This is a genomic window from Agromyces sp. P1_H4, from assembly GCF_056405255.1.
This window is the reverse complement of sequence record NZ_JBFUCL010000125.1, coordinates 1-12,316: the sequence shown is the minus strand read 5'-3', so window position 1 is coordinate 12,316 and position 12,316 is coordinate 1. Positions and strand designations below refer to the sequence as shown.

11 protein-coding genes are annotated in these 12,316 nt (G+C 69.3%); 2 read left to right on the top strand and 9 right to left on the bottom strand.

Annotation, left to right across the window (positions count from 1 at the left end):
- Nucleotides 1-96: 96 nt before the first annotated feature.
- The 3 genes from AC1DY2_RS09610 to AC1DY2_RS09600 all read right to left on the bottom strand — a co-directional run bounded on the left by AC1DY2_RS09610 (nucleotide 97) and on the right by AC1DY2_RS09600 (nucleotide 2,293).
- Nucleotides 97-654, bottom strand: coding sequence for an RNA polymerase sigma factor (locus AC1DY2_RS09610; RefSeq protein WP_476762213.1), 558 nt, complete (start codon nucleotides 652-654; stop codon nucleotides 97-99).
- 122 nt (nucleotides 655-776) lie between these two features.
- The gene (locus AC1DY2_RS09605) at nucleotides 777-1,442 is read right to left on the bottom strand and encodes a class F sortase (RefSeq protein WP_476762212.1); all 666 of its coding nucleotides are present in this window, start codon (nucleotides 1,440-1,442) and stop codon (nucleotides 777-779) included.
- 17 nt (nucleotides 1,443-1,459) lie between these two features.
- Nucleotides 1,460-2,293, bottom strand: coding sequence for a DUF4397 domain-containing protein (locus AC1DY2_RS09600; RefSeq protein ID WP_476762211.1), 834 nt, complete (start codon nucleotides 2,291-2,293; stop codon nucleotides 1,460-1,462).
- 87 nt (nucleotides 2,294-2,380) lie between these two features.
- Between AC1DY2_RS09600 and AC1DY2_RS09595 the strand changes: the two genes are divergently transcribed.
- On the top strand, nucleotides 2,381-3,097 hold the full coding sequence (locus tag AC1DY2_RS09595; RefSeq protein WP_476762210.1) for a pyridoxamine 5'-phosphate oxidase family protein: 717 nt from the start codon (nucleotides 2,381-2,383) through the stop codon (nucleotides 3,095-3,097).
- Between the two features lie 98 nt (nucleotides 3,098-3,195).
- Here the strand turns inward: AC1DY2_RS09595 and AC1DY2_RS09590 are convergent, their stop codons facing one another.
- Nucleotides 3,196-5,562 (bottom strand): sulfatase-like hydrolase/transferase, encoded by a 2,367-nt coding sequence (locus AC1DY2_RS09590; RefSeq protein ID WP_476762209.1) that lies wholly within the window; start codon nucleotides 5,560-5,562, stop codon nucleotides 3,196-3,198.
- A 261-nt stretch (nucleotides 5,563-5,823) separates the two neighbouring features.
- Between AC1DY2_RS09590 and AC1DY2_RS09585 the strand changes: the two genes are divergently transcribed.
- The gene (locus AC1DY2_RS09585) at nucleotides 5,824-6,642 is read left to right on the top strand and encodes an MIP/aquaporin family protein (protein WP_476762208.1); all 819 of its coding nucleotides are present in this window, start codon (nucleotides 5,824-5,826) and stop codon (nucleotides 6,640-6,642) included.
- A gap of 405 nt (nucleotides 6,643-7,047) precedes the next feature.
- On the opposite strand, the gene AC1DY2_RS09580 is transcribed toward AC1DY2_RS09585, so the two are convergent.
- The 5 genes from AC1DY2_RS09580 to AC1DY2_RS09560 all read right to left on the bottom strand — a co-directional run.
- Nucleotides 7,048-7,590 carry a gluconokinase gene (locus tag AC1DY2_RS09580; RefSeq protein WP_476762207.1) on the bottom strand — a complete coding sequence of 181 codons (543 nt, stop codon included), beginning with the start codon at nucleotides 7,588-7,590 and terminating at the stop codon, nucleotides 7,048-7,050.
- A 3-nt stretch (nucleotides 7,591-7,593) separates the two neighbouring features.
- Nucleotides 7,594-8,832 (bottom strand): D-mannonate dehydratase ManD, encoded by a 1,239-nt coding sequence (gene manD, locus AC1DY2_RS09575; protein ID WP_476762214.1) that lies wholly within the window; start codon nucleotides 8,830-8,832, stop codon nucleotides 7,594-7,596.
- A 45-nt stretch (nucleotides 8,833-8,877) separates the two neighbouring features.
- Nucleotides 8,878-10,293 carry a mannitol dehydrogenase family protein gene (locus tag AC1DY2_RS09570; protein ID WP_476762206.1) on the bottom strand — a complete coding sequence of 472 codons (1,416 nt, stop codon included), beginning with the start codon at nucleotides 10,291-10,293 and terminating at the stop codon, nucleotides 8,878-8,880.
- The gene (gene uxaC / locus AC1DY2_RS09565) at nucleotides 10,290-11,687 is read right to left on the bottom strand and encodes a glucuronate isomerase (RefSeq protein WP_476762205.1); all 1,398 of its coding nucleotides are present in this window, start codon (nucleotides 11,685-11,687) and stop codon (nucleotides 10,290-10,292) included. Before uxaC ends, AC1DY2_RS09570 begins: the two co-directional genes overlap by 4 nt.
- The coding region (locus AC1DY2_RS09560) for a hypothetical protein (protein WP_476762204.1) at nucleotides 11,684-12,316 on the bottom strand (633 nt) is incomplete at its 5' end. The genes AC1DY2_RS09560 and uxaC, both read right to left, overlap by 4 nt.

Here is a 12,316-nt window from a genome sequence, read left to right as displayed (position 1 = left end):
GACTCGTACTCCGCGCGGCACGCGTCGCAGGTGTCGAGGTGCGCGCGGGTGTCGCCCTCTGGGCGTACGCCGTCGAGTGCGAGGGTTGCGAGGTCGTCAGGCTCGATGTGGGCCATCGTCCACCTCCCATCGCGTCCTCAACCTGGTGAGGCTCCGTCGCACATGACTCTTCACCGTACCCACGGGCAGTCCCAGCGTCTCGGCGATCTGCGAGTGGCTGAGCTGGTCGTAGAAGGCGAGTTGCATGACGCGTCGAGGGACCGGCTCGAGCCGGTCGAGCTCCTCGGCGACCATCACCCGGTCGGCCACGTCGTCGACGGCCTCGGGCCGAGCGGATGCCTCGGCCACGAGCGCCTCCTCGAGTCGCCGCGTGCGCGAGCGTGCCTCGTGCGCGTCCGCGATGCGGTGGCGCGTGATCCCGACGATCCAGGCGCTGAGCGCCGAGCGGGAGTCGTCGAAGCCCGCGCGCGTGCGCCAGGCGGAGATGAACACCTGCTGCGTCACGTCCTCGGCGTCGGTGCGGTCGCCGAGTGACCGCAGGGCCAGCCGGAACACGAGCGGCGACCAGCGGGCATAGGCCTCGCGAAGCGCCCATTCGTCGCCGGCGGCGAAGGCGGCCGCGAGGGCGTGGTCGTCGACGGATTCGGGAGCCACTGCCTCGCCCAGCTGACGCTCACCTCTTCGCGATCGTCGGGGCCGCACCTCGGGAGTTGTCGCACGCACCGGGGTGGCGACCATGCCCTGCCGTGCTTCGACCAGCATATCGATCCTCCACGTCACTCCGCCGGGGTGGCGGTCAGCACGAGATTGCTGAGGTAGTGGCGGTTCTCGTAGTCGAACTCCCCGCCGCACGTCACGAGCGTGAGTCGCGGTGGACCGGTGCGGTCGAAGGCGGCGTTCCAGTCGACGTCGGCCTTCTCGACGACCTGCACGGACTGCACGGCGTACGGATGACGCGTGCCGGCGGCATCCGTCACGAAGATCTGCGTGCCGGCCGGCGCGTCCTTCAGGCGCGCGAACGGGAGCAGGTCGTACTCGAGGGAGTCGACGTGAGCCGCGATCACCGTCGAGCCGGCGGGGCTGGCCGGAGCCGGCCCCCACCGGTACCACGCGGCGATCGAAGGATCGTCGAACAGCCCCATGCGGCCCTGGTCGTCGAGCCCGACTGGTCGCACCGCGACGTCGATGCCGAGGTCGGCGATCTCGATCCGGTTCGGCGCCGGCGGCGCGATGGTCCGATTGTCCTCGAGCGCTGCCGACCTGCGCGGCACCGCCGGCACCGCCGGCTGCGGGAGCGGCGAGCGAACGGTGAGGTCGGGCGCGGTGGTCGCGGGTGGCGGCTCCGACGTCGGTACCGCGCCCGACCCTCCGACGCAGGCGCACAGTGCGGAGAGCACGGTGGTGGCCGCGACCAGGGAGACACCCGCCCTGGCCGCAGCCATGATCCGCTTCGGCGGGGTCAGCGCGGGTCCTCCGCGGCACGGCGCCCACGAAGCGCGGCGAGACCGAGGACGGCCGCCGCGAGGAGTGCCGCTGCCGTGACCAGCCATCCGACGGCTCCCGAACCCGGCGCGTTGGTGGCCGCGAGCCCCGCTACGCCAGCGGGCACGCCGTCGGGCGTCGAGTGAAGCCCGCCGATGGGCTGCACCGCGAGGGCCAGGTTGGCGTCGTCCAGGCTGCCCCACGCGTAGACGATCGTGTTCGTCCCTTCGGCGACGTCGACGTCGGCCGGGCCGATGACAGGGGTGGTCGTGCCTGCAGCCGCGACGGACGCCGAGACGACACCCGCGGGCAGGGAGAGGATCTGCTCGTTCGGGTTCGTCAGGTTCGTGATGACGGGGGCTCCGCCGGCGAGCACGTCGACCGCAGGTGCTGCCGCGACGTGGCGCACGGTCAGGCGGCCCTCGCCAGGCGCGATCTGGGAGATGTCGTTCGTGAAGAGCGTCGCGGTCGGCTCCCCCGCCTCGGTGAGGTGGGCGACGGCGGTGTAGTTCTTGCCCGACTCCAGCGGGAGGTCGACCGGTCCGATCGCGGGAGACGATGCGTCCGCGGCATCCGACGCGGTGATGGCGACCGTGTAGGTGCCGGCGGGCAGCTCGAGCGGACCGCCGAGGTCGCCGGGCTCGAAGTCGTCGAGCTTGAGTTCGTTGTTGACGTACACGTCGACCGTGAGGCCGGGCACCCCGTGCAGCACGGAGAGCGTCGCCGGCGCGTCGGCGGCGTTGGCGGGCGCGACGGCACCGAGCACGATGAGCGCTCCGGCGCCGATGGCGGCAGTGAGGATCTTCTTCATGGTTCCCTCCAGGTCAGCCCGTAGGCGGGGCAGCGAGTTGCCTTCACCACCTACTTCGGCCGCCCGGCCCTAATCGGATGCACTCGCATGGAGTTCGAAAAAAGTGGTGAGGAGCTGCATCCAAAGCCGCGAAAGGAAGCGAAGTACATAGTGTCGGGTGATCCCGCACCCGCCGACAGAAGGGAAAGTCCAATGAAGCGCATTCTCGCCACCGGATTCATCGTCGCGCTCGCCACGTTCGGCGTCGCCGGCACCGCCCACGCTGCGCCCGCCGATGCCCCCCCCGCCGACTCGTCTTCCGCCAGTCCAGGATGCGAACGCAATGCTGGCTCAAGTCGTCATCTCGCGGCGCCTACCATCGATCGTATGGACGACGCCGCACCGGATGGCCCCCTGATCGCTTCCCGCTCACTCACCCAGCGGGGCCTGCAGTTGGTGACCGAACGGCACCTCGCGACGCTCTCGACGATCGGACCCCGGGGTGAGCTGCACGTGGTCGCCGTCGGCTTCACCTACGTCGACGGTGTCGTCCGCATCATCACCAGCGGCGGCAGCCAGAAGGTCCGCAATGTCGAGCGCGACCACCGCGCCACCGTCGCGCAGGTGTCGGGGCCCGAATGGCTCAGCATCGCCGGCCGCGCCGTCGTCGAGCGCGATCCTCAGTCGATCGACCTCGCGGTTCGCCTCTACGCCGCGCGCTACCGGCAGCCCCGCGAGAATCCGAGCCGGGTCGTCATCCGCATCCACCCCGAGCGAGTTCTCGGCTCCCCCGGCATGTGGTCGGCGACGCCCGCCAGGACTTGATGTGCGTAGATCAGGTGAACTCGTCCGCGCGCTCATGGCCAGAGCAACCCGACGGATGCCGCTGGCTGCGTGAGCCCGCGGCATCCGGCAATCGAGCGCTACTGTCGGGCCATTGCGACACGCAGCCGCTCGGCGGGATCGATGAAGTGGTCGTTGTCCTCGGTGCCGGCGTCGATCTGGACCCAGCTGATCTTGCCCGTGAACCGGCTCGACCGCGACGTGTAGTCAGGGCTGACCATTGTGCCCGACTGGTAGCCGACGTCGGTGGTCTCGTCGGCCGAGAAGATCAGCGGCTGGGTGGCCCCGACGCGCCCCGTGCCGACCGCCTCGCCGTCGTGGTACAGGGTGACGCCGCCGCCCTTCGCGAGACCGCCGCCGTCGTACGCGAATTCCATGCGCACCTGATGGGTCCCAGCCGGGACCGCCCGATCGGCGGCGATCGTGAATTGCCGGATGCCGAGCACGTTGTAGGCGAACGTCACCATGCCGGTGTTCAGGTAGAGGCTCCAACCGCCGAACCGGCCGCCTTGCGCGATGATGACCCCGTTCGCGCCGCCGTCGGGCACCTGGAGTTCGGCGGTGACGGAGAACGACTTGTTCTTGATGCTCACGACACTCGACTCGGAGAGACGGCCCATGCCGGCGAAGAACAACTGGCTGTTCCCGCGAATGAGGGTCGGCCGCCCGGCGCTGACGGGATCGAGACGTTCTGCGGTGCGGTCGTCGATCGGCAGCACGTTGTGCTTGACGGCCTCGATCAGCCAGAGCCGTTGGAGTTCATGGAGGCGCTCAGGCTGCGCTGCGGCGAGGTCCCTGGCCTGGCTGTAGTCGGCGTTGCCGTCATAGAGCTCCCATACGTCGTCGTCGAAGGCCGGCACGACGCCGCCGACCATCTCCCACGGAGTGCGGTGCTTGGTGACGGCGCTCCACCCCGTGAAGTACACGCCGCGGTTCCCGAACATCTCGAAGTACTGCAGGTCGTGGCGCTCCGCGGCATCCGCTTCTCGGAAGCTGTAGAGCATCGAGGTTCCCTCCATCGGCGACTGCTGCACGCCGTTGACCATGGTCGGCTCGGGCAGGCCGGCAGCCTCGAGGATCGTCGGCGCCACGTCGATGCAGTGCGTGAACTGCGTGCGCAGCCCGCCTCGGTCGTCGATTCCGTTCGGCCAATGCACGATCGTGCCGTTGCGGGTGCCGCCCCAGTGGGACGCAACCTGCTTCGTCCACTGGAACGGCGTGTCCATCGCCCAGGCCCAGCCGACCGCGTAGTGGTTGTACGAGCTCGGTGACCCGAGCTCCTCGAGCTTGGATGCCAGGAACTCCGGCGTCTCGAGCGCGGCCATGCCGTTGAAGTTCGCCATCTCGTTGAACGCGCCGTTCAGCGTGCCCTCGGCGGAGGCTCCGTTGTCGCCGATGATGTAGTAGATCAGGGTGTTCTCGAGCACGCCGAGATCCTCGATCGCATCGAGGACCCGGCCGACATGATGGTCGGCGTGCTCGAGGAACCCGGCGTAGACCTCCATCTCCCGCTCGAGCACGGGCTTCAGCTCATCGGGCATGTCGTCCCAGGCCGGGATCTCGGCGTGCCGCGGGGTGAGCTCGGCATCGGCCGGGATGACGCCGAGTTCCTTCTGCTTGGCGAAGGTGGCCTCGCGCTGTGCGTCCCAGCCGGCGGCGAACTTCCCGGCGTACTTGTCGGCCCACTCCTTCGGCACGTGGTGCGGCGCGTGCGTGGCGCCGGGAGCGAAGTAGACGAAGAACGGTCGGTCGGGCATCAGTGCCTTCTGCGACCGGATCCAGCCGATCGCGTGATCGGCGAGGTCCTCCGTGAGGTGATACCCCTCCTCGGGCGTCGTCGGTGGTTCGACCGGGGTCGTGCCGTCGTACAGAGCAGGCTCCCACTGGTTGTCCTCGCCGCCGATGAACCCGTAGAACGTCTCGAACCCTCCACCGCCCGATGGCCACGAGTCGAACGGCCCCATCGGTGAGGACTGCCACACCGGGACCTCGTGGCACTTGCCGAACTGTGCAGTGGAGTATCCGTTGAGTTTCAGCGTCATCGCCAACGGCGCCTTGGTGTTCGGTCGCAGCGAGCTGTTGCCCGGCGCCGAGGTCGCGGTCTCCGTGATGCTGCCCATGCCCACGGAGTGGTGGTTCCGCCCGCTGAGCAGCGCCGCGCGAGTCGGTGCGCAGAGTGCGGTGGTGTGGAACCGGTTGTATCGCAGTCCGCCCTCGGCGAGACGTTCGGCATTGGGTGTCTGACACGGGCCGCCGAACGCGCTCGACGCGCCGAACCCGACGTCGTCGAGCAGGATGACGACCACGTTCGGGGCGCCCTCCGGCGGCAGCAGCGGCTGGATCGGCGGAAACGACGTATCGGGATCCTTCGCGTCGTAGGTCGTCAAGCGCGGTGCGGGCCGATCCGGAATCGGAAGCATCGAGCGTGCCTGTCGATCTGAACTCATGAGATCCCCTCGCCATCATGGGTTGATGTCGTCAAGCTAGCGACGCGGTGGCGAGTCCGCCTCATCTCATCTGGGTGATGCTGCACGGGGCCGACCGGGAAACGGCGCCCTCCATTCGATCCCGCCGGAGCCCACCCATCGCGTGTGGAGGCCTGGCGCAGCGTGACGCTCCGGGTCTATGCTCCCCAGCGTGGGGCGGTTGGGCGCCGAATGGCGGGCGGTCCGACGGCTCGAGCGGCAACTGCAAGCCTGGGGGCGATCGTGGCAGAGAACGGTGCGGTGGTTCGGGGGCGGTTCGAGCGGTGGTTCGAGCTCGAGGTGGTCGACCCGATGGCGGACTTCCAGAATCCGAAGCAGGAGTGGCGGCGCCTGTTCTCCGAGTTCTACGGCACCTTCTTCCTCGTGCTGGTCGCGGCCGGTGGCGGGATGATGAGCCAGGCGTTCCCCGACACGATCAGCCGCGCGGCAGCGGTGGTGGCCCCGGGACTCATGGTCATGGGGATCATCCTGTTCATGGGCAAGATCTCGGGCGCCCACCTCAACCCGGCCGTGACGCTCGCGTTCTCGTTGCGGGGTGACTTCCCATGGCGGCGGGTACCCGGTTACATCGTTGTGCAGCTGCTGGGGGCGGCCTGCGCAGCGTGGATCCTGCAGCCGATCATCGGCGTGTCCGCCTCATTCGGGTCGAACTATCCCGCCGACGGGTACTCGTCGTTCCAGGCGTTCCTCATGGAGGCGCTGCTGACCCTCGGCCTCGTGAGCGTCATCCTCGGAACCGCGTCGGGAGCTCAGAACGTGGGCGTGATCGGCGCGATCGGCGTCGGCGCCTACATCGCCCTCGCGGGGCTGTGGGGCAGCCCGATCTCGGGCACGTCGATGAACCCCGCACGCACCTTCGGTCCCGACCTCGCGAGCCTCGACTTCTCCGACTACTGGGTCTACGTCGCCGGCCCGATCGCCGGGGCCGTGGTCGCGGTGCTGCTGGCGTTCGTCCTACGCGGGTACGGCGGCGGCCGCACCGGCTCGGAAGCGGCGCAGGGCGTCATCGCCACCGACATCGCGCGTCCTGACCAGACCTGAACCGCGGCGAACGAACTGCGGCCCCGGGAACGGCCGCCGCGGGGTCGGTAGGGCGCTCGAGATGCGGCGGTAGCGCGGCGCGGGCGAAGCTCTTGCGTCGACGTTAGGGGGAGCTGGACGTCGAACTGGCTGAACCTTCCAGACACTGATCGAGACCGCGCCGCGTCCCCGAACAGATGGCGTGGCGGCTGGTGAGCAGGGCCGACCAACTCGGCGTGCTCTGCGCCTCGACGTTGAAGTTCAGCAACGTCAGGCCCTCCCGGGTCGTCGGCTGCTTCGCCGCGGCACCGTTCGCCCTGACGCGGTTCGCGGCGAATCGAAATCGTGGACGTGCACCCCCCCGTTCAGGAGGGCCCGCCAGACCACTTCTCGACCAAAAGTGCTGGATCTCGTCCGATCCTCGCTCTATTCCGTCGTCTGGCGACATCGGAGAAGACCCACTGCGAGGTCGGCCGCCTCACGGGCCGGCAACTCGATCGATACGACGTGGCCGCGCTCGTCAGCGCCGAGCGGCTCGAGGGTCGCGAGCTGAGAGGCCAGCATCGTGGCGGGCATGAAGTGGCCTGTTCGCTGCCCGATCCGTTCGGCGAGACGAGCCTCGCTGCCGTCGAGGTGGACGAAGTCGACGTCGGCCCCACTGTCCCGGCTCAGCGCCTCCCGGTAGGAACGTCGCAGCGCCGAGCACGCGACGACGACCGCGTGTCCCGCCGCATGCTCCTCTCGGATGCGGGCCGCGACCCGGGCGAGCCACGGCCAGCGGTCGTCATCTGTGAGCGGGACCCCGGCGGCCATCCGCGTCTTGGCGTCCGCCGAGTGCAGGCTGTCGGCTTCGACGAAGACGGCCCCGAGGCGCTCGGCGATGGCGGCGGCGAGCGTCGATTTCCCCGAGCCCGCCACCCCCATCACCACGACGGGAGGCTGCGGGCCCGACGAGGTTGCGCCGGTCATCGGTCACCAGTCATGAACGGTGCCGTCGAGGAGACGGTTGTACGGCAGGTAGGCCTGCTCGTACGGGTACTTCCCCGCTTCGTCGATGTTGAGTTCGACACCGAGACCGGGCTTGTCACCTGGGTGCAGGTAGCCGTCGGTCCAGGTGAAGGACTGCTCGAACACGTGGTCGGTCTTCGCGCCGTGGCGCATGTACTCCTGGATACCGAAGTTGTGGATCGACAGCCCGAGGTGCATGGCGGCTGCCATGCCGACCGGGGAGATGTCGGTCGGGCCGTGCATGCCGGACTTGATCTGGTACATCGCGGCGTAATCGAGCGTCTTCTTCAGCGGCGAGATGCCGCCCATGTGGGTGACCGCGCCACGCACGTAGTCGATGAGCTGGTCGCGGATGATGTCCTTGAAGTCCCACACCGTGTTGAAGATCTCGCCGATCGCGAGAGGTGTCGTGGTGTGCTGGCGTACGAGGCGCAGGGCCTCCTGGTTCTCGGCCGGSGTGCAGTCCTCGAGCCAGAACAGGTCGTACGGCTCGAGGTCCTTTCCGAGGCGCGCGGCCTGGATCGGTGTCATGCGGTGGTGCCCGTCGTGCAGCAGCGGGACGTCCGGACCGAACTCGTTGCGGACGGCTTCGAAGACCCCGGGCAAGTGGTTCAGATAGGCGCGCGTATCCCAGTCTTCCTCGACCGGCTTGGCTCCGCGGCGTGCCGGCTCATGGTCGTATCGCACGGATGCGTCGCCGACGTCGGCGCCTTGCGCAGCGATGCCATAGATCGCCTTCAGCGTCGGCACGCCCGTCTGCACGCGGATGGCGCGATACCCCTGCTCCTGATGGGAACGGATGGAGTCGAACAGTTCGGGGAGTTCCTTGCCGGACGCGTGCCCGTACGCCATCAGCCCGTTCCTCGAGGCGCCACCGAGCAACTGGTACACCGGCATTCCCGCGGCCTTGCCCTTGATGTCCCACAGCGCCATGTCCACCGCGGCGATCGCCGCCATGGTGACCGGACCGCGCCGCCAGTACGCCGAACGGTAGAGGAACTGCCACGTGTCCTCGATCTTCGCGGCATCCGCCCCGATGAGCAGGGGCACGACGTGTTCGGTCAGGTACGCGACGACCGCGAGCTCGCGCCCGTTCAGCGTCGCGTCGCCGAGGCCGGTCAGGCCGTCGTCTGTCGTCAGCTTCAGCGTGACGAAGTTGCGGTCGGGGCTGGTGACGATGACCTCAGCCTGGTCGATGATCATGCTCATGGTGTTGCTCCGTGGATCGTGGTGAGCGGGTTTTCGGGGTCAGGATGTCTCGAGCGCGGTGACCGCGTCGGCGACGTGTGCGGCGAAGCCGGCGTCATCCGCGAGGCGTGCATTCAATGCGGCGAGCAGGGTGTGCCGGGCGGATGCATCGAGGTCGGCGATCGCGGGCTGGTCGATGCCGTCCGGGACTGGTGCACAGCCGGCGCGCACGCCGAGCATCCACGCGGCGATCGCGGCGGCGCAACCGGGCGCCTCCTGCCCCGACGCGAGTTGGCCGAGCGCGACCGGCACGATGCGCAACCGCATCTTGGTGGTCGAGTCCTGCGCGATCTGCGCGAGACGGTGCTCGATGCGGGGGTTGCGGAAGCGTTCGAGGAGCGCGGCCCGGTAGTCGGCGAGGTCGAACCCGGGCAGCTGCCGGGCGTCGTCGTCCCAGAGCGCTTCGACGAGGTCGCTGCAGGCCGGGTCCTCGATCGCGGCCGAGACGACGGTGTGGCCGCGGGTCTGGCCGAAGGTCGCGAGAACGGTGTGGGCGCCGTTCAGCATCCAGAGCTTGCGGTTCTCCCACGGGGCGATCTCCTCGACGAACCTGGCGCCCGCGGATTCCCAGTCCGGGCGGCCGGCGGGGAAGTCGCCCGCGAGCACCCAGTCGGAGAACGGCTCGGTCACGACCGGCGCTGCGTCGAGCCATCCGGTGGCCCCGAGGACGGCGGGCGACTCGGCTACGGCGTCGATCGCCGGCGTGATGCGGTCGATCGAGGTCGAGACGACCGAGACCGACGCCCCCAACCACGCGGCGAGGTCGGGCGATGTCCGCCCGGCGAGGTCGGCCAGCGCGCGTCCCAGGAGCCCGCCGTTGTCGGGCAGGTTGTCGCAGGGCACGAGCGCGATCGGGCCCGCGTCGGCGCGGCGCCTGGCGTCGAGGCCCAGCAGGACCCGGCCGAGCGCGGTCGCGGGCCGGACGGCGTCTGTCGTGTCGCCGGGGGCGTCGCGCGTGAACGCGTTCCGAAGCCGTTCGACATCGGATGCGACGGCCTCATCCTCGAGGTCCGGAGTACCGTCGGCGGCGAGCCGGTAGCCGGCCTCGGTGATCGTGAGCGTGAGGATCGCGACCTGAGGGTCGGCGACGGCCATGACGAACCGGGGCACGTCGTCGCCGGCTTCGACGCGCACGATCGATGGAATCAGCTCGAACCGGTCGCCGTCCGCGGCGCGCTCCACGAGTGTGTACAGGCCGTCCTGCGGGCCGAGCCGGTCGACGAGGTCGCGGCTGCGACCGGTGAACGCGGCGATCCCCCACTCGTCGGCATCGGCCGCGTGCGCCGTATACCAGGCCTGGTGCGCGCGATGGAACGCGCCGAGACCCAAGTGCACGATCCGCTCCGGCGGAGTCGGGACCCCTGCCGCGGCACGTGACAGGCGCACGTCGGCGAGAGCTGTCGTGGCGGCGGTCACAGCTTGAAGACCTCTCGGGGAATGGCGTCGACCAGGTCGTCGATGATGCGCTCCGCGGCATCCATGCGCACCCGGCCCTCGACGACCAGACGCGCGAGGAACCCGGCGTCGACCCGGCGTGCCGTGTCGTGACGTGCCGGGATCGACAGGAATGCCCGCGTGTCGTCGATAAACCCGCTCGAGCGGTAGAAGCCCGCGGTCTCGGTCACGGCGGCGCGGTGTCGGGCGATCGCGTCGGGCGCGTCGAGGAACCACCACGGTGCACCCAGGTACACGCTCCGGTAGAACCCTGCGAGCGGCGCGAGATCACGGGAGTAGGTGGTCTCGTCGACCGCGAACAGCACGAGATGGAAGTGAGGCTCCAGGCCGTAACGCTCCAGCAGCGGTCGGATGCCGCGCGTGAACTCGGTCGCGACCGGGATGTCGTGACCGGTGTCCGGTCCGAACCGGGCGTGCGTGGCGCTCGAGTGGTTGCGGAGCACACCCGGGTGGATCGTCATCACGAGTCCGTCAGCGACGCTCATGCGCGCCATCTGCACGAGCATGTGCCCGCGGAACGCGCGCCGCTCCCCCGCACTCGCGTTCCCGGCGACCGCAGCCTGGAAGAGCCGCTCACCCTCTGCAGGGTCGAGGTCGACCGTGAACAACTCCTCGACCCCGTGATCCGTCGAGACCGCCCCGTGCCGGATGAAGTGCGCGCGCCGGTCTTCGAGCCCGCCGAGGTACCCGGCGAAGTCACCGGGTTGTCCGGTCGCGGCGAGCAGCCTCTCGACGTTGCCCGCGAACGCGACCGCGTCGGGATCGAGATACCGGTCCGGTCGGAACGTCGGAACCACTCGCCCGGGGAGGCCGGATGCCGCGAGTGCGGCATGCTCGGACAGGTCGTCGAGCGGGTCGTCGGTGGTCGCGAGGAACTCGATGCCGAATCGCTCGAACAGTGCGCGCGGTCGGAACTCCGGACGCACCAGCGTCGCGGTGATCTCGTCGAAGATCGCATCCGCCGTGTCGGGGCCGAGCGGCGTCGTGATACCGAAGACCCCGTCGAGCTCCTCCTCGATCCAGTACCCCGACGCCGTGCCCGCGAACCGGTGCCAGTGCGCCGCGAGCCTGCGCCACACCGTGCGAGCATCGCGCCCGGCAGCCTCGTCCACGACCAGGTCGGCGAGGTCGACCCCTGCGGCGTGCAGGAGGCGGGTCACGTAGTGGTCACCGGTGACCAGCAACGCCACCGGATCCGCATACGGCTCGTTGTCGAGCAGCAGCGACGGCGGCACATGCCCGTGCGGCGAGATGATCGGGCTCCCCGCCACACGCTCGTACAGATCGAGCGCGACCGCACGCGTCGTCGGGTCGACCGGCAGCAGCCTGGCGGGATTTCGGGACGGCGAGGTCATTTGGCGATGAGGTTGAGCTGTGCGTTCAACGCGGCGACGTGCTCGCTGGACACGCCACCGGCCTGCTTGATGAGCTTCTCCACGCTCATCCGGTCGACGATGGCCTGCATGGCCGGCGGAATCTCGACGCCATGACCGACCTCACCCCGGCTCGTCGACACGGCTTCGAGGACCGAGGCGATCACGCGGGCACCGTCCTCGGACTGCTTGATGTCGCCGAGCGAGTCGCGAACGGAGAAGTACCCGACCGGGCTCGGCAGCTCGGCCTCGTCGAACCAGTTCGCGATGGACGTCGTGGGCATCACGCTCGCCGCAGGAACCTCGTCCACCCGGCGGAGCACGATGGTGTCGGCAAGATCGCCGGAGCGGGCGGTGATCTCGTGCTCGCCGGTCAGGGGGACCCGGAAGCGGAAGCTCCGACGCCCCTCGACCGCGCCGACCTCGACGCCGTCGACCGACAGCACGACCCGCTCCTGGTTCGAATACACGATCACCTCGGTGACATCCTCCGCCCGTTCGGCGCGACGACGACCCGCGACATGCACGAACGGCTCGCTCGACCACGCCGCCTTGTACACGTAGAAGGCGTCCTTCTTCAGCGATCGGTTGAACGAGACGAGCCCCTTCTG